At 69.2% G+C, this 19,994-nt stretch carries 12 protein-coding genes; 4 read left to right on the forward strand and 8 right to left on the reverse strand.

Annotated features, from left to right (window positions below):
* The first annotated feature begins 5 nt into the window (after positions 1–5).
* Genes OG718_RS07185 through OG718_RS07195 form a run of 3 tightly spaced genes read left to right on the forward strand, consistent with a single transcriptional unit; the run spans position 6 to position 6,610 of the window.
* Entirely contained in the window at positions 6–812 is an 807-nt protein-coding gene (locus tag OG718_RS07185) for a carbohydrate ABC transporter permease (protein WP_328847705.1), read from the forward strand.
* A 41-nt stretch (positions 813–853) separates the two neighbouring features.
* A complete protein-coding gene (locus OG718_RS07190) occupies positions 854–3,583 on the forward strand; it encodes an alpha-mannosidase (protein ID WP_328843644.1) in 2,730 nt (909 codons plus the stop codon).
* Between the two features lie 51 nt (positions 3,584–3,634).
* A complete protein-coding gene (locus OG718_RS07195) occupies positions 3,635–6,610 on the forward strand; it encodes a glycoside hydrolase family 2 TIM barrel-domain containing protein (protein ID WP_328843645.1) in 2,976 nt (991 codons plus the stop codon).
* Between the two features lie 131 nt (positions 6,611–6,741).
* Here the strand turns inward: OG718_RS07195 and OG718_RS07200 are convergent, their stop codons facing one another.
* The 7 genes from OG718_RS07200 to OG718_RS07230 all read right to left on the reverse strand — a co-directional run bounded on the left by OG718_RS07200 (position 6,742) and on the right by OG718_RS07230 (position 14,303).
* Entirely contained in the window at positions 6,742–7,572 is an 831-nt protein-coding gene (locus tag OG718_RS07200) for an alpha/beta fold hydrolase (protein WP_328843646.1), read from the reverse strand.
* Positions 7,573–7,632: 60 nt separating this feature from the next.
* On the reverse strand, positions 7,633–8,055 hold the full coding sequence (locus OG718_RS07205) for a hypothetical protein (RefSeq protein WP_328843647.1): 423 nt from the start codon (positions 8,053–8,055) through the stop codon (positions 7,633–7,635).
* Positions 8,056–8,123: 68 nt separating this feature from the next.
* A complete protein-coding gene (locus OG718_RS07210) occupies positions 8,124–9,881 on the reverse strand; it encodes an amylo-alpha-1,6-glucosidase (protein ID WP_328843648.1) in 1,758 nt (585 codons plus the stop codon).
* Between the two features lie 110 nt (positions 9,882–9,991).
* Positions 9,992–10,753: a carbohydrate ABC transporter permease gene (locus tag OG718_RS07215; RefSeq protein WP_373466344.1), complete on the reverse strand. Its 762-nt coding sequence runs from the start codon at positions 10,751–10,753 to the stop codon at positions 9,992–9,994.
* Positions 10,754–10,833: 80 nt separating this feature from the next.
* Positions 10,834–11,817: a carbohydrate ABC transporter permease gene (locus OG718_RS07220; protein ID WP_143642659.1), complete on the reverse strand. Its 984-nt coding sequence runs from the start codon at positions 11,815–11,817 to the stop codon at positions 10,834–10,836.
* A gap of 19 nt (positions 11,818–11,836) precedes the next feature.
* A complete protein-coding gene (locus OG718_RS07225) occupies positions 11,837–13,081 on the reverse strand; it encodes a sugar ABC transporter substrate-binding protein (protein ID WP_143642658.1) in 1,245 nt (414 codons plus the stop codon).
* Positions 13,082–13,247: 166 nt separating this feature from the next.
* The gene (locus OG718_RS07230) at positions 13,248–14,303 is read right to left on the reverse strand and encodes a LacI family DNA-binding transcriptional regulator (RefSeq protein ID WP_328843649.1); all 1,056 of its coding nucleotides are present in this window, start codon (positions 14,301–14,303) and stop codon (positions 13,248–13,250) included.
* A gap of 730 nt (positions 14,304–15,033) precedes the next feature.
* Here OG718_RS07230 and OG718_RS07235 point away from each other — a divergent pair.
* Positions 15,034–17,694 (forward strand): cellulosome protein, encoded by a 2,661-nt coding sequence (locus OG718_RS07235; RefSeq protein ID WP_328843650.1) that lies wholly within the window; start codon positions 15,034–15,036, stop codon positions 17,692–17,694.
* Between the two features lie 96 nt (positions 17,695–17,790).
* On the opposite strand, the gene OG718_RS07240 is transcribed toward OG718_RS07235, so the two are convergent.
* Positions 17,791–19,926, reverse strand: coding sequence for a glycoside hydrolase family 36 protein (locus tag OG718_RS07240; RefSeq protein WP_328843651.1), 2,136 nt, complete (start codon positions 19,924–19,926; stop codon positions 17,791–17,793).
* Positions 19,927–19,994 lie beyond the last annotated feature (68 nt).

Below are 19,994 nucleotides of genomic sequence, written 5' to 3' on the forward strand. Positions count from 1 at the left end.
CCGTCATGGCCCTGATGCTCGTGCTGGCGATCTACTTCATGCTGCCGCTGTACTTCCTGATCGTCGCGGCGACCAAACCGCAGGGCGATCTCGCCTCCACCAGCGGCCTGACGTTCTCGAACTTCCAGCTGTTCGACAACCTGCACACCCTGTTCACCTTCAACGACGGCATCTTCGCCCGCTGGATCCTCAACACGGTCGTCTACGCGGTGCTGGGCGCGGCCGTGGGCACTCTGATCTCGGCGCTGTGCGGCTACGCGCTCGCCAAGTTCCGCTTTCGCGGCCGGGAGTTCCTGTTCTCGGTGATTCTCGGCGGTGTGCTGGTTCCCAGCACCGCGCTGGCGCTGCCGCTGTTCCTGCTGTTCTCCGAGGCCGGACTCGTCAACACCTACTTCGCGGTCTTCCTGCCCAGCATCGTCAGCCCGTTCGGTGTCTATCTCGCGAGGATCTTCGCGAACGCCGCCGTGCCGCAGGAACTCATCGAGTCCGCGCGCCTCGACGGCGCCGGCGAGTTCCGCACGTTCTTCTCGGTGTCGTTCAAGCTGATGTCGCCGGCGCTCGTGACCATCTTCCTGTTCCAGTTCGTCGGCATCTGGAACAACTTCTTCCTCCCGATGGTGATGCTCCAGAAGGAGGAGCTCTTCCCGATCACGCTCGGCCTCTTCACCTGGAACGGGCAGACCGCCCGCACCCCACTCCTCCAGGAGTCCGTGATCATGGGTTCGCTGGTGTCGATCGTGCCGGTGATCATCCTGTTCATCGTCCTCCAGCGGTTCTGGCGCACCGGACTCGCCGCCGGCTCCCTCAAGTGACCGCTCCCGCCCTCCACCCCGTACAGAAGGTCCGCCCCGCCATGCCCGACTCCGCAGTTTTCGTTCCCCACTTCCACTGGGACCGGGAGTGGTACGAGCCGTTCCAGGTGTTCCGGCACCGGCTGGTCGCCGCCCTCGACACAGTGCTGGAGACGGCCGAGGCCAACCCGGACTTCCGGTTCACCGTCGACGGGCAGATGGCCGCGATCGAGGACTACCTGGAGATGCGGCCGGAGAACCGCGACCGGGTCGTGGCCCTGGTCACCGAGGGACGGCTCGCCATCGGCCCGTGGCTCATCCTGCTCGACGAGTTCCTCTGCTCCGGCGAGACCATCGTCCGCAACCTGCAGATGGGCTGGGCGGCCGCGGCGGACCTCGGCGGCGCGATGCCCATCGGCTATCTGCCGGACATGTTCGGTCACGTCGCGCAGATGCCGCAGATCCTCGCGCGCGCAGGCATCGAGCACGCGGCCCTGTGGCGCGGTGTGCCGGGCTCCGTCGACGGTCATGCCTTCCGCTGGCGCGCGCCCGACGGCTCCGAGGTGCGCACCGAGTTCCTCTTCGACGGCTACGACAACGGGCTCGACGTCCTGCTGGTGCCCGACAGAATCGCCCGTGCGCTGGGCGAGTACGCGGAGATGACGGCCGCGCGGTGGGGCGGCGATCCGGTACTGGCGATGGCCGGCACCGATCACAACGCGCCCGACCCGCACCTCGCGGCCTGGCTGCGGCAGGCATCCGGCGAAGGACGGGCCATCACCATCGCGACACTCGACGAGTACCTGCGCAGGCATGTGCGCGACGAGGTGTCCGCCGTCGTCACCGGGGAGCTGCGCAGCCATGTGCGTGGCAACATCCTCCCGGGCGTGCTCTCCGTACGGCTCGGGCTCAAGCAGCGGATGGCGGTCGCCGAGCGCACGGTCGACCACGCCGAGCGCATGAACGCGCTGTGGTCCCGGCGCGACGACTCACCGTTCCTCGCCCTCGCCTGGCACAAGATCATCGAATCGACCGCGCACGACTCGGTCGTCGGCTCCGGCACCGACGAGACCTGCGACCAGGTCGCCGCGCGCCTCGCGGAGGCCGCGCAGACCGCACGCGCCGTGCGGGACACGGCGCTCGCCGAACCGGCCGCCCTGGTGCCGAGCGACGGCTACCTGGTCGCCAACCCGCTGCCGTTCGGACGTACGGCACTGGTCGAGGTGGACGTCGCCGCCCCGCCCGAGGGAACGGGGCTGGTCGCGATCGCCACCGATGGCTCGGCGCACCCCGTGCAGCTGATCGCAGAAGCACCGACGGTACTCAGCGACGAGCGCATGGACGCCTCACAACTCGAACGCGTGCTGCGCCGAATCCACCGCCGTGAACTGTTCGGCCGTCTCATCGACCGCTACGAACTCACCCCCGGCCAGCTCGTCTTCCACCTCGCCGAGGTCCCCACCAGCGGCCCCTTCGACCTGCTGGTCCTGCGCCGGGACGTCGCCGCCGCGGCCGCCGCGCATCCCGGTGAGTGGCGGGTGCTGACGGTGGAGGAAGCCCGGGCCACCGCACTCGTACCCGTGCAGGTCCCCGCCTCGGGGCTGTCCGCCTTCCGGGTCGAGCCGCGCGAGGACACCGCCGCCGCGCCGGCCTCGTACGAGCCCGCGACGGCGACGGACCGCACACTCTCCAACGGCCTGGTCGAGGTCACGGTCGCCGCCGACGGCACGCTGGACATCACCGGCCCCGACGGGACCGTACTGAACGGCGTCGGTCGCCTCGTCGACGGCGGTGACCGCGGCGACAGCTACAACTACGCTCCCCCGGCGCACGACGTCCTCGTCCCGGACCCGACGAACATCACCGTCGACCTTCTGGAGGACGGCCCGCTGCGGTCACGGCTGCGCGTCACCCGCGTCTACGCGTGGCCCGCCGCGCTCTCGTCCGACCGAGACCTGCGCGCCGAACGGACCCTGCCGACACCGGTGGAGACACTCGTGGAAGTCCGTGCCGGTGAACCGTTCGTACGGATCTCCACCTCGTTCCTCAACCAGTCCGCGGACCACCGGCTGCGCTTCCACGTGCCGCTGCCCGAGCCGGTGGCCACGTCCTCGTCCGCCGGGCAGTTCGCCGTCACCGAGCGCGGTCTGACCGCCGAGGGCGGCTGGGGCGAATACCCGCTGCCGACCTTCCCGGCCAGTACGTTCGTGTCGGCCGGTGCCGCCACCGTCCTGCTCGACCACTCCAGCGAGTACGAACTCGTGGGCGACGGCACCGAACTCGCCGTCACCCTGCTGCGCGCGATCGGCTCGATCAGCGTCAACATCCACCCCCTCCGCGACGAACCGGCGGCGAGCGAGATCCCCGTGCCGGGTGCGCAGGACCTCGGCATGCGCATCGAGAACCGCTTCGCCGTCGTCCCCTCGGCGACCGGCTGGCGCGGGTCGAACGCGGTTGCTCTCGCCGAGGAGTTCCGCAACGACGTACTCGTCTCACGCGGAACAGCGCCCGCCGGGTGCCAACTGCCGCCCGACACGGCCGGGTTGCGCGTCGACGGCCAGGACGTCCTCGTGTCCGGCATCCGCCGCGTCACCGACGACGAGTTCGGGCCCGGCACCGAGGTGCGGCTGGCCGCGATGAACGACAACGCGTCCACCGTCCGCGTGACGGGCGCGTTCTCCGAGGCCACCACCGTGGACCTGCTCGGCAGGCCGATCTCCCGCACCCAGGCCGCGGACGAACTCGAACTGGCCCTCGGTCCATGGGAGATCCGCACGGTCGTACTCCGATAGAGCCCCCTCGTATCAGCGTCATACGTGACACACAGAAAGAGTTGTGACCCCTTGCCCAGCGAACTCTCCCCCCATGTTTCCGACATCGCGCCGGGCCGTGGCGCACTGCGCCCGGCACGCTCGTGGCTGCACTCCGACGCACCCTCGCGTTCACTGAACGGGCCCTGGCGGTTCCGGCTGTCCCCCACGGCTTCGGCCACGGAGGACTTCGCGGCCGACGGCTTCGTCGACGACGGCTGGGACAGCATCCCCGTGCCCTCCCACTGGGTGCTGGAGGGTGACGGAGCCTACGGCCGGCCGATCTACACGAACATCCAGTTCCCCTTCCCGATCGACCCGCCCCACGTCCCGGACGAGAACCCGACCGGCGACTACCGCCGCCACTTCGACGTCCCCGCGGACTGGTCGGACGCCGAACGCGTGGTGCTGCGCTTCGACGGTGTCGAGTCGCTGTTCCGGGTGTGGGTCAACGGCGTCGAGATGGGCAGCGCGAGCGGCAGCCGGCTCGCCCACGAATTCGACGTGACCTCCGCGGTGCGCACGGGCGACAACGTCGTCGCCGTACGGGTCCACCAGTGGTCGGCGGCCAGCTACGTCGAGGACCAGGACCAGTGGTGGCTGCCGGGCATCTTCCGCGATGTCACCCTGATCGCCCGGCCCGCCGGAGGCATCGAGGACGTGTGGCTGCGGACCGGCTTCGACCACGGACGCGGACGGGTCGAGGCGGAGATCACCGCCGACGCGGCCGCCTTCCCGGTCACCCTGCGCATCCCCGAACTCGGTGTCGAGCACGTCTGGGCCGCGCCTGCCGACGTGGCCCCCGTCGAGGTCACCGGCGTGGAGCCCTGGTCGGCCGAGCGGCCCCGCCTGTACGACGCCACCGTGTCCACGGCCGCGGAGAGCATCGCGCTGCGGGTGGGTTTCCGTACGGTCGAGATCCGCGGCGACCGGTTCCTGGTCAACGGCAGCCGCGTCGTCTTCCACGGGGTGAACCGTCACGAGACGCATCCCGAGCGCGGCCGCGTCTTCGACGAGGAGCACGCCCGCGAGGACCTGGCCCGTATGAAGCGGTTCAACATCAACGCCATCCGCACCAGCCACTACCCGCCGCATCCCCGGCTGCTCGACCTGGCCGACGAACTCGGCTTCTGGGTGGTCCTCGAATGCGATCTGGAGACGCACGGCTTCGACAAGATCGACTGGGTCGGCAATCCGAGTGACGACCCGGCGTGGCGCGAGGCGTATCTGGACCGCATCCGGCGCACCGTCGAGCGGGACAAGAACCATCCCAGCATCGTGATCTGGTCGCTCGGCAACGAATCGGGGACCGGCGGCAACCTGGCCGCCATGTCGGCGTGGGTCCACGCCCGGGACAGCGGACGCCCCGTGCACTACGAGGGCGACTACACCGGCGAGTACACCGACATCTACTCGCGCATGTACGCGTCGGTGCCGGAGACCGAGCAGATCGGAACCGACGGCGCACGCTCAGCACTGCTCAACTGCACTCCCGCGCAGAGCGCCCGGCAGCGCACCAAGCCGTTCCTGCTGTGCGAGTACGCGCACGCGATGGGCAACGGGCCGGGCGCGTTCGACCAGTACGAGGCACTCGTGCGCCAGTATCCGCGGCTGCACGGCGGCTTCGTATGGGAGTGGCGTGATCACGGCATCCTCGCCAAGGCCCCGGACGGGACGCCGTACTACGCCTACGGCGGCGACTTCGGAGAGGTCGTGCACGACGGCAACTTCGTGATGGACGGCATGCTGTTGAGCAACGACGTCCCCACGCCCAGCCTCCACGAGTACAAGGCGGTCGTGCAGCCGGTCGAGTTCGCCTTCGACGACGGGAAGGTCGCGGTCACGAACCTGCGGCATTCGGCCGACACGTCCGACCTGCGCTTCCGCTGGCGCGTCGAGCACGACGGAATCCCCGTCGCCTCGGGGGACTTGGAGATCCCCGTCGTCGCCGCGGGCGAGTCGCAGCGAGCGTCACTGCCCAGGACAGCAGTCGCTCCCGACGCCGAGACGTGGCTCACGATCGACGCGACGCTGGCGGCGCCGACGCCTTGGGCACCTGAAGGACATGTGATCGCGACGACCCAGCTGGACTGCTCGACACGTCGTCCCGTGCCCGCTGTCCGGCCACAGTCCGATTGGCGACCCGGCGACGGAACCCTGTCGCTCGGAATCGCCGAGTTCACCGGCGGATCCCTCCTGCGCCTCGCCGGCCGCCCCGTGACCGGGGCACGGCTGGAGCTGTTCCGCGCGCCGACCGACAACGACGAAAGCCCGTCCGACGGGGTCGAGGAGAGCGACGGCAGCATCGCCGGGGTGTCCAGCGCCGACCTGTGGCGTCGTGAAGGGCTCGACCGGCTGACCACCCGGCGCGTCTCCGTGGAGCACACCGCGGACGCCCTGCGAACCCTCGACAAGGTCTCCGCGGCGGACTCCGCGCTGTACGTGATGGTGGAGTCCGTCTGGTCTCTTGAAGACGGCGAGCTGGAACTGCGCGTGGAGATCGAGCCCTCGCGTGGCTGGCAGACGGTGTGGCCCCGGATCGGGGTCCGCTTCGAACTGCCCGACGGCGCGGCTCCCGTCGACGGGGCTCAGTGGTTCGGCCTGGGTCCGCTGGAGACCTACCCCGACAGTCTCCGCGCGGGCCGTACCGGCCGCTTCTCCGCCACGGTCCACGACCTCTCGGTCGACTACGCACGCCCCCAGGAGACCGGACACCGCTCCGGACTGCGCCGACTGGCACTGACGAGCGGCTCCACCGAGGTGCTGCGCATCGAGGCGCTTCCCGACACCCGGGGACGCCGCCCAGGCTTCACCCTCAGCCGGCACACCCCCCAGCAGATCGCCCGCGCCGCACACCCCTTCGAACTCGGCGACTCGACGACGAGCCACCTGATCGTCGACGCGGCCCAGCAGGGGCTCGGCTCACGGACGTGCGGACCGGACGTCTGGCCCGACTTCGCGCTTCGTCCCGAGTCCCGCACGATCAGGCTGCGTATCTCGGCGGGTTAGGGATCCGCGCCGGTGCCTGCGGCGTGATGCGGGGTCTGCAATCCGCAGACCCCGCGCCGCGGGCACCGGCGGACTCCCGGCGCTGCGCCGCTCAGCTTTGGCGTCAGGAGGTGTTTCCCGGCCCGCAGTGTTCAGGTGCGGGCGAGGAAGCCGAGGAGCACATCAGTGGTCTCCTTCGGATGGGTCAGCACACCCGCGTGAGCGGCCCCGGGAATCGCAACGAACTGCCCCCGTGCAAGCACCTCGGCCGCGGCTTTCCCGGACCGCGGCGGGAAGTACTGGTCGTGCTCGAACGCCACGACCAGCACCGGCCGGTGGATGTCCGCGAGGGCGGACATACGGAGCTCGTCCCGCATCCACCGGTCGGAGGCCGCCAACTGCCCGGCCGCTCCCTCCCGGGAGGCCCACACCGACTCCTGGGCGTCGAGCAACTCCAGCCAGGTGCGCACCTGTTCCTCGTCGTCGCGCAGTACCTCCGGCGGCAGCGAGGTCAGCAGGGTCTGGAGTTTCACGAACGCCGGAGGCAAGTGCCCGGAGGCGGAGACCAGTTCGGTCTCCGCCTGCAGGACGGCGTCCAGCACTGCCGTCAACGGCCCGGCGCCGGCGAGGAGCACCGCCGCGCGTACCAGATCCGGACGGGTGCGGACCAGAAGTTCGGTGGTGAAGCTGCCGAGCGAGTACCCGATGACCGTGACATCGGTCAGTCGCAGTGCGTCCAGCAGACCGGCCAGGTCCGCGGCAAGGGTCTCGACCGTGTACGGGGCGGGTGTTGCATCGGAGGGCGCCACACCACGCGCGGCATAGGTCACCACCTCGAAGCCCGCGTCGACCAACTCGCCGCGCAGACCGCACAGCTCCCAGGCGACCGGTGGCATGCCGGTACCCCCCACCAGGACCACCGGCCGCCCGGCCCCGCGACGTTCGTACGCGATCCGCACTCCGCCGACCGACACCCACTCCATGATCGCCACCGCCCCGGTGATCTGATTGACCGTCAGATACCCATCGTGTCATGACGCTGCCTAGGCGCAGCCCGGTGGTTCGTCCTCGGTAGGTACGAATTGCATCGTGGGCATCCCCGCGGCGTCGAAGTTGGCGGTCTCCGGGTCGATCAGGGTCATGTAGCCGGCGAGCCTCTCGGTGTACTGCGGAGGTGGCTCACCCTTGACCTGCTCGGGTCCGGGGAACACGGAGTCGAGGACCCACCAACGGCCGCCGAACTTCAGCCACTTGATCCCGCAGTGCGTATTGATGTCGTACGGATACGGCTTGTGCTGCTCGGGCTTGGCCGGCCCCTCCTGCCACTTGTTCTTTGCGATGGTGCGGGCGGGCAGGGTCGGGCCGGTGTACCCCTCGTCCTCCGGGTCGTCGGACGAGGACGAGCAGCCGGAGAGCAGCAGCCCGGCGCTCAGGAGCACGACGACGGCTTGGCGCGATGCTTTCATGCACCTCAGACGCCGCGGGTACGCGTTCCGTTCGATCCCTGCCGTCCACGGAGAGGTATGCGGCACCTTCAGCCGCCGACGGTCTCAGCGGTCTCGGCGCGCCGGAGTTCGTGAGCCTCGGCGAGGAGGAGGTAGCTGCTGGCGGTCCAGGTGTAGGCGCGGTCGCGCAGACCCGTGCCGGTCAGGGCGTCGAAGTTCTCCGCGAAGCCGTAGGTCTCGCACAGGGCGCGGAATCGGGCGCTGATCTCGTCCGCCAGGCCCTGGTGTCCGGCGCGACGGAGGCCGTCCTCGATGAGAACGGTCGCGGGGGCCCAGATCGGGCCGCGCCAGTAGCCGTCGGAACGGTAGTGGGGTGAGGCGGGCAGTTCGGTGGCCAGGCCGTGCGGGGTCAGGTGGGCCCCGATACGGGTGGCCAGCACGCTGCTGACGCTTTCGGGCAGGTGCTCGCCCAGCACGATGGGCATCAGGTCGAGCAGGCTGGAGCTGGTCCAGGTGTCGCCGCTGTGAACGCCGCGGGCGACGAACCGCTCGCCGGTCCAGAGCTGGTCGAGCATCGCGGCCTGGGTCGCGTCAGCCGTACGCGTCCAGCGGTGGGCGTCGTCCGGCCGGTCCAGTTCGGCGGCCAGGTCGGCCAGTTCACGCAGTTGGAGGATGAGGAAGGCGGCCAGGTCGGCGGTGACGATCAGGCGTTCGGGATCGAAGGTGGTGGCGTTGTCCCAGCCGCTGTCGTTGCCGTGCTGGTAGTGGGGCAGGGCGGCACCGGGGGCGCGCCGTGCGGTGAGCCAGAAGTCGGTCCAGCGCGCCAGTCTGTCGTACGCGTGGGCCAGTTCGGTCCGGCCGAGAGGTTCGGGAAGCCGGCGGCGCAGGTGGCCCAGGGTCCATCCGTGGACGGGAGGTTTGACGAAGTTGAAGAGGACCTCGGAGTGGGTGACGGAGTCGGGCAGTGCGCCGCTGTCGTCCTGGTGGTCGAAGGGCAGTGAGAACTGGTCCCAGGCGAGGGCGGGAGATCCGGGGGCCAGGGCGAGGGCGTTGAAGCAGTGGTCCCAGCTCCAGACCTTGTCCATCCAGTGCTTGGACATCAGCACGGCGGGCCGGGTGACCAGGCCCGCCGGCTGTACGGTCGCGGACCACACCACGTAGGCGGCGAGTTCGGCGGCCGGGGTGCCGGAGGAGCGCCACGGGGCGACCGTGTCGGCGAACTCGGCGAACGAGCGCCGCGCGGCCTCCGTGACCTCGCCGAACGTCGACGGCGAACTGTAGGGCCGTCGCGCACTGTCGAGTTCCTCGACCGCGATCTCCCACGATCCGGCGGCGCCGCCGGTGACCGTGAGACCGCGGTCACCGCCGCCCAGGGCCTGAGCGCCGGACACGTCGTCAACCGTGCCGGACAGCACGGTGATCCGGTACCGACGCCCGGTCTCGTACGAAGTGAACACATGCGCGCCGTCCACCGGGTCCCGGTAGAAGTAGGTCCCGCTGAAGGGGGTCAGGTCCTTCGCCGCCGCGGTGACACGCAGGCCCAGCCCTTCGCCGCGCAGGCGGACTGTGTCCGGCGTCTCGTATGCGAGGTCGATGCGCCCCTCCGAGCCCGTCCAGCCGAGCCGGCTCGGCGTCGCCTCGACGGCGGTCTCCGCCCGGTCACCCGTCGCCGCGTCCAGAGGGACGAAACGCAGGACTGCGTGCATGCCGTTCTGGTGCGAGACGAGGTGGAGGTCCTCGGCGCGTACCTTCTCCGCGAGCACGGGAGAGATGCCGAACCAGGATCCGTGCGCGCTGAACGGTATGTCGTGGACGGAGAAGGCCGGGCCGGACGGGGCGGCGGTCATGAGAGCGGTACTCGTTTCTTGAGCAGAGGTGGTCAGCGGCTGCCGGGGCGGGGTGACGGCAGTCGCGCACCGGTCCGGGATGATGTGACGGGTGGGGCGGCCACCCGGTGTCAGTCCTTGACGGCTCCGGCGGTCACACCGGCGGCGACGTAACGCTGGGCGAGGACAAGGACGATCGCGGCCGGCAGTGAGGCCACGACGGCCGTGGCCATGATGGCGTTCCACTCCTGGTTGTTGTTGCCGATGTACTGGTAGATGCCGAGGGTGATCGGCTGGTGAGCGCCGCCGCTCGCGAGGGTGCTGGCGAAGATGAAGTCGGACCAGGACCACAGGAACGCGAACAGTGACACCGTGACGACGGCGTTGCGGCTCATCGGCATGACGATGGACCAGAAGGTCCGCACCGCCCCGGCCCCGTCCGTCTTCGCGGCCTGGAGCAGTTCACCTGGAATGCCGGACATGAACGCGGTGAAGATGAGTACGGCGAAGGGAACGGCCAGCGTGGAGTCGGCGACGATCAGTCCTGGTACGGACTGGAGGAGGCCGAGGCTGAGGTAGATGGCGTAGAAGCCCATCGCCATGATGATTCCGGGGATCATCTGGGCGGCCAGGAGGACGAAGCTGAGCAGGCCTCCGCCGCGCGGGCGCAGCTTGGCCAGCGCGTAGCCGGCGGGGGCAGCCAGTGCCACGGTCAGAAGGACGGTGCCCAGACCGATGACGAGGCTGGTGCCGAGGAAGGGCAACTGCTGGTCGACGACGGCCCGGTAGCCCTCCAGGGTGGCGTGGGAGGGGAACAGGTCCGGCGGGCTCTTGCGCATGTCCTGGTCGCTGGTGAAGGAGACGTTCAGCATCCAGTAGACCGGGAAGAGCATGATCGCGGTCAGTAGGAGGCCGATGGCTGTCTTCCACCACGTACGGCTGTGTCGATTGTGTCGGGTCACGACAACCCCTGTCATGACAGTCCCTGCTTTCGCTGGACGCGCATGTAGACCAGGCCGAATACCAGAGCGGCGACGACGAGCAGGTTCCCGACGGCGGCACCTGGGCCGAAGGCGGGAAGCAGGTTGCCGAAGCCGAGTTGGTAGGACCAGGTGGCGAAGGTGGTGGACGAGTCCGCCGGGCCGCCCTTGGTCATGATCCAGATGATGTCGAAGACCTTGAGTGTGTAGACCAGGCCCAGCAGCAGTGTGATGGCGGAGACCGGGCGCAGCAGCGGGAAGGTGATGCGCCAGAACCGCTGCCAGGCGTTCGCGCCGTCCAGGGCAGCCGCCTCGTACAGGCCGGCCGGGATGGACTGCAGGCCGCTGTAGAGGACCACCAGGTTGAACGGGACTCCGATCCAGATGTTCGCGATGATCACCGAGGTCAGTGACCAGTCCGGGGAGGTCAGCCAGTTCACCGGGCCGACACCGACGGCGTGCAGGGCGGCGTTGACGATGCCCGAGTCGCTGTTGAGCATCCACGACCAGGTGGAGGCCGACACGATCAGGGGCAGCAGCCAGGGCACCAGGAACAGCGCGCGCAGGGTCGCGGAGAGCCGGAAGTGCTGGGTGAAGAACACCGCGAGCGCCAGGCCGATGGCGTACTGGAAGACCAGTGATACGACGGTGAACACCACGGTGTGCAGGAGTGCGGGAGCGAAGGTCGGGTCGTCGAAGACGGTCAGGTAGTTCCGCAGACCGGTGAACGGGGCGTCGCCCTGGACGAAGGAGCGGACGGTGTAGTTGCGCAGGCTCAGGTCGATGTTGCGGTAGAGCGGATAGGCGTAGAAGAGGGCGAGGTAGAGGGTGACCGGGGCGAGGAATCCCCAGGCTGCCCATTGCTGGGAGCTGGGTCGGCGCCGGGCCGTGGTGCGCGCCGGGGGCGGGGCGGCGGTCGCCGCCCCGTTCCGGTCTCGCACAGGCCGACGGTCCGGCAACTGTGTCGTGTGCTTCATCGATGGGCCCGTGTTCCGGTCACTTGACGGCGGACTGAGCGGCCGTCAGCGCGTCCTTGGGCGACTTCGACCCGCTCAGGGCGGACTGGACGGCCTTCCACATCTGCTCCGAGATCTTCGGGTACTTGGTGCCGAGGTCGTCGCTGGTGCGCCCCTTGGCCGCCCTGACCGCGTCGACCCAGGGCTTCAGCTTGGCGTCGGCCGCCACCTGCTTGTCCTGGACCTCGCCGGTGGGCGCGACATAGGACAGCGTGGTGTCGGTGTCGAGGAGGTTCTGGCCGCTGGTCAGGCAGGACACGAGCTTCTGCGAGGTGGTGTAGCGGTCGGTCTCGCCCTGCACCGGGATGGTCACGAACTCGCCGCCCGTCGGGGCCGCGGCGTTGCCGCCCTTGGCGCCGGGGACGGGGATGACCCCGTAGTCGAAGCCGGCCTTCTCGGCGTTGGCGAGCTGCCAGGTGCCGTTCTCGGCGAACGCGTAGTCGCCGCTCGCGAACTCCTGCCAGCTGGTTGTCTGGGTGTTGTTGATGACCGAGTTGGGGGCGTAGCCCTTCTTCAGCCAGTCGTTCCACAGAGAGAGCGCCGAGACGGCCTCGGTCGAGTCCAGCTCGGTCAGTTGTGCGCCTGAGCCCCACAACCACGGCAGGAACTGGAAGCTGCCCTCCTCGGTCCCGATCGCGGAGAAGGTGATGCCCTTGTCCCCCGCCTTGTCGACCTTCTCCAGGGCCGCGGTCAGCGTCGTCCAGTCCTTGACGGAGGCGATGTCCACTCCGGCCTTCTTCAGCACCGCCTTGTTGTAGTAGAGGGCCAGGGTGTTCGCGCCGATCGGGGTGCCGTACGTCTTCCCGTCAGCCTGGCCCGCGGCGAGCAGGTTGGGGTCAACGGCCGAGGTGTCCAGCTTGTTGTCGTCGGTCGTGGTGAGCACCCCCGCCTCGGCGAGGGTCGACACGACCGGGTTGTCGACGATGAGGACGTCCGCGGAGTTGTCCTGCTGCGCTGCCAGCAGGGCCTTGTTGGTCAGGTCACTGGTGTCGAACGCCGTCCGCTTGACCTTCACGCCGGCCTTGGTGCCGCAGTCGTCGAGCAGCTTGGCCCACGCCGAGCTCTTGTCGAACTGCGGGTACGGGTCCCAGACGGTGTAGGTGCCGCTGTCCGCGGCCTTCGAGGAGCCACCGCCGTCGCCCGAGGAGCACGCGGTGGCGCCGGCGGTGACAGCGACGACGGTCAGGGCCGCGGCGGTGAGACGCCGTCCGGCAGATCTGTTCATGGCGTGTTCCTCATGGTTTTTGGCACAGGCGTGCCCTGGGATCGGCACACGTGCGTGCCCTGGGAGGGGTCGTCGAGGGCTGCTGAGCTCGCCGAGATCGAGCGGTGAGCTCTACAGGCCGCCGGTAAGGGGAGCGGAGACGGAAAGGAAGAGAGCGGGGCGGCGGTCAGCCGTTCGTAGAGGCGCCGAGGTCCGGAGCCGGGTCGGTGGGCGCGGTGCCGGCAGGCGCGGTGCTCGCTCGCAACGAGATCGGCGGAGTGAGCAGGTGATGCCGGGCCGGTGTGTCGGGGTGGTCCAGCCGCTCGACGAGCAGCTCGACCGCGAGGCGGCCCATCTGTTCCGCCGGCACGTCCGCCGCGGTGAGTTGCGGGGTCACGGTCTCCGCCCACCTGCTGGCCACGACCCCGGTGACGGAGAAGTCGCGCGGCACATGGCGGCCGGCCGCGGTCAGCCCTCGGTAGAGGCCGCCCAGCGCGGCTTCGTTCAGCGTGACCAAGGCCGTCGTCGTGGGCTCGTCGTGCAGGATCCGCTCCAGACAGGCCAGGCCCGAGGCCGCGTCGTCCCCGCAGCAGTACGTCCGGACGGTCAGCCCGCGCTCCGCCGCGGCCTTGGTGAAACCCTCCAGACCTCGGTGGGCCGACTCGTACCCGGCCCGCAGGAGTTGCTCGGGCCGGTTGACGAAGGCGATCCTGCGGTGGCCCAGGTCCGCGAGGTGGTGCACACAGGCCGCGGCCAGTGCCGTGTGGTCCAGGCCCACCCACCAGCTGCCCTCCGGGTGGGCGGTGCGGCCGATGGCGACGGAGGGGAAGTCCACCGCGGCGAGGTGGTCGAGCCGGTCGTCCTCCAGCCGGATCTCCATCAGGATCGCGCCGTCGACGCGGCGTTCGCCCAGCAGCCGCTGGAACGAGCGGTCGCTGTCGGCACCGCTCGGAGAGAGCAGCACGTCGTAGTCGTAGGCCGCGGCGGCCTCGGTGACGCTGCCGATGAAGTCCAGTTGCATGCCGGTGTAGTGGTTCCCGGCCGGCGGGAAAACCAGACCGATGGTGTTGGTCCGGCCGTTGGCCAGGGCACGCGCACTCGCGTTGGGCTGGTAGCCCAGCTCGTCGATGACGCTCTGGATCTTCTGGCGGGTGTCCTCGGACACGGGGCGTTTCCCGCTCAGTGCGTAGGACACGGTGCTCCGCGAGACACCGGCCCGCTTGGCAATCTCACCGATGTTCACAGGACTCCTTGCTGAGATCTTGCCGAGATCGGGCGAACCGGTTCCGATGATCGCAGTGATGGAGATCGGACGGCCACCGATCGTCGAACCGGTTCGCGTGAAGTGAAGTTAGGAGCAACCCGCACGAGTGTCAACGCCTCGCACCGAATTTCCCGTAACGGCCCGGAAACCTCGGTGCGCGCAGGCACTGACCCCGGCCCGCCTGGGTGCATACCCGCTCACCAGCAGGCCAGGGGCCGGATGTGACGGTCGGCGACAACCTTGAATCCATCAGGACGGCAGCCCGTGCGGAGCCGAAGAGATCTGTGTCGGGGCTATTGCTGGCCGGTTTCCTCGGTGCTAGCTTCCCCGAACCGGTTCGATGAACATCGGGGGGACCATGACCGCTGTCGAGGCATCACCCATGCCTTGAGGCATCGCTGCCCCATCCCTGTGCATCCCTCAGGCCGGGTGCGTCGCCGATTCGACACACCCGGCGCAACGACGCGGTGCACGCCCCGACGGCCGGCCGGGTGTACCCGAAGCCCACGACCTGAGCGCCACTCGACTGGGACGACTCCCGTCTCGCAGCGCGAAATCGAACCGGTTCGCCCCTGCGAAGCCGTTCCCCGACGGAACGGGAGCAGACCCATGCACGGCCCGGACCTCGTACGTACGAAACGCGTCGGACCGCAGCGTCCGAGAAGCCACGGAACTCACGGAGACTTCAGTGCGACCACGAAAAAGAACGATGGGAGCCGCCGCGGTGGCAGCCGTCCTCACCACCATGCTCGCCGTACCGTCAGCAGGTATGGCCCAGGCCGCGGAGCCGGAACGGCTCGTCATTGATCTCGCCACCGACACCGGCGCCTTCCACGGCGGTGCCAGCGGCTCGCTGTACGGGATCTACGGCGACGGAGCGCCGAGCCGCAACCTCATCGAGGGCATGCACCTGCGCACGGTGTCCACCAAGGCGCAGGACGGTCCGCAACACCCCGGCGCGGACGCGCTGGAGATCCTGCCGCCGTTCGTGGACTCCGGCGGCAAGGACGTCTACATCTACATGACCGACATCTACCGGGGCTTCCCCTACGAGTGGCCGGGCGCGGACGGTCCCGCGAGGCTCGCCGACTTCCAGGGGAAGATCGAGAAGCAGGTCCGGCAGGCCCTGACCATGGGCGACTACAAGGACCACGTCGTCTACGTCCCCTTCAACGAGCCCGAAGGGAACATGTTCGGCACCGGCAACTGGAGTTACAACAAGACCTCCTGGCTCAACGACCCGAAGGACTTCTTCGCGGCCTGGAAGGAGACCTACCACCTCATCAAGAGCCTGGATCCGGACGCACGCATCGCGGGCCCGAACACCTCCGTCCTGTACGACCAGGTCAAGGGCTTCCTGCAGTACGCCAAGGCCAACGACGTCGTCCCGGACGTGATGACCTGGCACGAGCTGTCCAGCCCCGCCGCGGTCCGCACGAGCGTTGCCAAGTACCGGCAGTGGGAGAAGGAGGTCGGGATCGACCCGCTGCCCATCAACGTCAACGAGTACGGGCACAACTACCACCTCTCCGTGCCCGGCCAGGTCGTCCAGTGGGTCTCCGCCATCGAGGAGTCGAAGATCGACGCCGACCTGGCGTACTGGAACATCGACGGCAACCTCAACGACTCGGCCGTCGACGCCAACAAGGGCAACGGCCAGTGGTGGCTGTTCAACGCCTACGGCCAGATGTCCGGGCACACGGTGAAGGTGACCGCGCCCCATCCGAACCAGCAGTACACGCTTCAGGGCGTGGCCACCCTCGACGAGGAGAAGAAGCAGTCCCGGGCCATCTTCGGCGGCAAGAGCGGCGACGCGGACGTCGTCTTCCAGAACATCGACCCGAAGCTGTTCGGGAAGACGGTGCACGCCACCGTGCAGGAGATCCCGTGGACCGGGCAGGTCGGCGACTCGGCGCAGCCGCTGCGGCTGGCGGACCAAGAGGTCACCGTCGGCAAGGACGGCACGGTGACCCTGCCGATGACCGCCATGAACGAGATGTCGGCGTACCAGGTCATCCTCTCCCCCGGCGGGAACAGCGCGGAGCCTGCCGAGCCATCGGTCAGCTGGCGCAAGACGTACGAGGCGGAGAACGCCGCCTACACCGGCAAGGGCTACTCGAAGAACGGCCCCGAGGGCACGCCCTCCGACGTCGGCAAGTTCGCGACGTCGGGCAACTACAACGTCGGCGGCCTGCGCACCGGTTCCGACGGGGTGCTCTCCTTCGACGTGGACGTCCCGCAGGACGGAACGTACGACCTGAGCGTCTTCGCCAACTCCTACAACCTGTTCGATCTGGTGAAGGAGCAGGGCCCGACCAACGTCTTCCTGCGCGTCGACGGCAAGGACCCACAGGAACTGCGGCTGCCGCTCGGCTACAAGTGGGTGGTCTGGGGCCACACCGACACCACGGTGAAGCTCACCGCGGGCAAGCACAGGATCACGCTCGCCGCCCAGGACCCGGACCTCGGCGTCACCAAGGGTGACGCGATCATCGACAAGATCGACCTGTCGCTGCGCGACGAGAACGTGACCCGTCCGGCGATCTACGAGGCCGAGTACGCCACCGTCACCGGGACCCGGCCCGGCTACGGCTACCGCAATGTCTCGGGGCCGGGCGCGGTACCACTGCCCAAGGGTGCTTCCGCGACCTTCTGGGTCCACTCCCCCACCGACGGCGAGGCGGCCGTGTCCCTGGACCACCTCGGCGGCGGCCGGGCGAAGGTGTCCCTCAACGGCGAGAAGCTCGACATCCCGAAGGTGGGAGCCGGCAAGCGTGGCACAGACGTCATGAGGGTGTTCCTGTCCGAGGGCATCAACAAGATCACCGTCACCGGCGACTCACGCGAGCTGGTCCTCGACCGGCTGCGGGTCGCGCCGTCCAGCGGCAACCTGGCGACGAAGGTGTACCAGGCGGAGGGCGGCACACTGACCGGCGCCGCCAAGGCCACCGAGGCGTACACCTTCGCCACGGGCGGGAAGGCCGTCACGGACATCGGCAACGGAAAGGCCAACGCCCTCACCCTCGACGTCGTCGCCAAGCGGGCGGGACAGCACGCGGTGACCATCCGCTACTCCAACGCCGAACAGGCACCCGCCACCCACTACAACCCCGACCCGATCGCCCGCCACGCCGACCTCTCGGTCAACGGCGCAACGGCACGCCGGCTGCTCTTCCCGACCACCTTCCACTTCAACAGCTTCCGGGACCTGACCGTCCCGGTCACGTTGAAGAAGGGCACGAACCGGCTGACCTTCACCGCACAGGAACTCCCCGACTTCGACGGCGACACCTACAACCAGTACGACCAGCGATCCCCGTACGCACCGGTGATCGACCAGGTCGCCGTCACACCGATGACGGAGAAGTAGCGGCCTGAGCCTCCTCGGAACGCCCAGGTGTCGACCGGACTCCGGTCGGCACCTGGGCATCCACGCGTTCTCGCGGCCGTGCAGTGACCTTTGCCCCTATGCGCCCGAGGTGAGACGGATCAGCAGGACGGCGGGCGTGCGCGGCAGCGACACCCTCAGTCCGTCCCCGTCCCAGACCGCCGAGCCGGCTGTCGGAGCGGACGGGTGCAGGATCTCGGTACGCACCTGCCGGCCCGCCAAGTGCCGCACCGGCAGATGGAGTTCGGTCTCACCACCGCGGCGCCAGACCGAGAGGTACGACGTACTGTCACCGGGCACGCGCATCCCCAGGGCCAGCCATTCGTCCGTCCAGCCCGGAAGGCCGAGCGGCCAGAACGGCACGGCCTCCGCCAGATCCCGGCGGATCGACTTGTACACGTCCACCGCGTCCCGTACGAGCCCGAGTTGGCGCTCCGGCATCCGGTTCAGGTGGCCCGACAGATGGATCCGACCGAGCAGCGCCCCACCCAGGGTGAAGGTGATCAGGTCATCGTCGAACTCGGGCTGCGGGTAGGCCCAGACGGCGCCCTGCTCGGGCGGGACCGCCGTCGGCGCGGCGGCGGCGATCGGCGGGAAGCGCAGCGGGTCCTGCTGGTCGCTCGTGGACTGGAGCTGGGTGACGGCCAGTGTTGCCCCGTCCATCCGCATCCCGCCCGAGGCACAGTTCTCGATCACCAGACCCGGGTACCGGTCCAGCACCTCGGACAGCCAGTCCAGGTACGCCTCGGCATGACCGAGCAGCCCGGCTCCCGGCGCGATGTCCCCGGGCGCGCACGTACCCGGGTCGACCACGATGTTGTAGTCCAGTTTGAGGTAGCCCACCCCCCAGTCACCGACGAGCCGGTCCACCGTCTTGTCCAGGTGCGCACGGGCGGCGGGGTGTCGCAGATCGAGCTGGTGGCGGCCCTGCTCGGTGATGCGCAGACCGTCGCGCTGGAAGAAGGCGTCCGGCGGCAGTGAGTCCGCGACGGGACTGCGCACGCCCACGACCTCCGGCTCCAGCCACAGTCCGGGCACCATGCCGCGTTCCCGGATACGGTCGAGGACCTCCTGGATTCCGCCGTCGGGGAAGCGGCGCGGCGAGGGCAGCCACTCGCCGACGCTGTCCCACCAGCCCTCGGTGCCGTCGTCGTACCAGCCGGAGTCGATACAGAAGTACTCCGACCCGGCCTCGGCGGCCGCGTCGATCAGCGGCAGCAGTTTCTCCGTCGTCGGGTCGCCCATCAGCGTGTTCATGTAGTCGTTGAAGACGACCGGCAGCGTGGTGTGGTCCGGGTGAGAGCGGCGTACTGCACGGCGGTACGAGGTCAGGGCGCCGAAGGCGTCGTCCAGCCCGGAACCGAGGGCCAGGACACCGGGCACGGTGGTGAATTCGGAGCCGGGGGGCAGTCGGACGCGCCACTGGTGCTCCGCGTCCATTGGGCCGTTCAGCGCCAGATGCGTGCCGTGGTCGCGCTCGCCCAGGTCCCAGCGCCAGCCCGCCGGGGATTCGATCTGCCACAACCAGGCCCGGTCGCCCCCGCGTTCGGTGAGGGCGCCCATCGCGAGGTGCCCGTCGGTGGGCCAGCTGCCGCGGCCGGCCAGGGTCAGTGCCGCCCGGCTGTCGTGCTGGTGGACGTCGACATGGATGTCGGCGACGGTGTCCCGCAGCGGCTCGGTGTACCAACGGCTCTCCGCCAGCCAGTCGTTGCGGGCGCGGTGGACGTCGAGGCTGTCGGGGGAGGGAAGGGCGCCCAGCAGCAGACTGCTGACGGACTGGACGACGAGGGGTTCCTCTCCGTCGTTGCGGAGGCGGACGCGGGAGCGGAGCACGGGCAGTCCGACGGGCGAGGACCACTCGACGAACGCGGTCAAACCGGTCCCTGGGTCGTGGAGTTCGACGGTCAAATACGTCCAGCCGTCGCGTTCCCGGGTGGTGTGTCCCCGGTGCTTCAGCCGGGCACCGAAGGCCGTGCCGGTGAAGCGGGGACCCGACCAACCGCTGCCGTGGCCGAGGGCAGTGAGCTCCACAAGGTGGAGAGGAGCGTCCGAGCCGGACTCGGACACCGGGTCGCCGGGGCGGGCCAGCCGGACCAACCGCAGGACCCCGTCGGCGCCGGTGGCGAACTCCGCCTCCAGCGCCCGATGGCCCCAAGTGACCTGCTGGTGAGTGTCGTTGGGGGCCGTGCCCGCCGCGTCCGACGTAACGGTCAACGTCTTCCCCTCTCGCTGACCGCCGCTGACGGCGGTCTGAGTCTGCCGCGTGAATTCATGATTACGGT

Origin of the sequence: Streptomyces sp. NBC_00258, from assembly GCF_036182465.1 — a bacterium.
Lineage (GTDB): Bacteria > Actinomycetota > Actinomycetes > Streptomycetales > Streptomycetaceae > Streptomyces.

Bases quoted from the DNA above. Each gene is read 5' to 3' on its own strand.
- OG718_RS07215 (WP_373466344.1), bottom strand. From the start codon at position 10,753: ATGCTCTTCCCGGTCTACTGGATGCTGAACGTCTCCTTCACCAGCGAC.
- OG718_RS07220 (WP_143642659.1), bottom strand. From the start codon at position 11,817: ATGAAGCACACGACACAGTTGCCGGACCGTCGGCCTGTGCGAGACCGG.
- OG718_RS07225 (WP_143642658.1), bottom strand. From the start codon at position 13,081: ATGAACAGATCTGCCGGACGGCGTCTCACCGCCGCGGCCCTGACCGTC.
- OG718_RS07205 (WP_328843647.1), bottom strand. From the start codon at position 8,055: ATGAAAGCATCGCGCCAAGCCGTCGTCGTGCTCCTGAGCGCCGGGCTG.
- OG718_RS07235 (WP_328843650.1), top strand. From the start codon at position 15,034: ATGGGAGCCGCCGCGGTGGCAGCCGTCCTCACCACCATGCTCGCCGTA.
- OG718_RS07210 (WP_328843648.1), bottom strand. From the start codon at position 9,881: ATGACCGCCGCCCCGTCCGGCCCGGCCTTCTCCGTCCACGACATACCG.
- OG718_RS07185 (WP_328847705.1), top strand. From the start codon at position 6: ATGGCCCTGATGCTCGTGCTGGCGATCTACTTCATGCTGCCGCTGTAC.
- OG718_RS07200 (WP_328843646.1), bottom strand. From the start codon at position 7,572: ATGGAGTGGGTGTCGGTCGGCGGAGTGCGGATCGCGTACGAACGTCGC.
- OG718_RS07190 (WP_328843644.1), top strand. From the start codon at position 854: ATGCCCGACTCCGCAGTTTTCGTTCCCCACTTCCACTGGGACCGGGAG.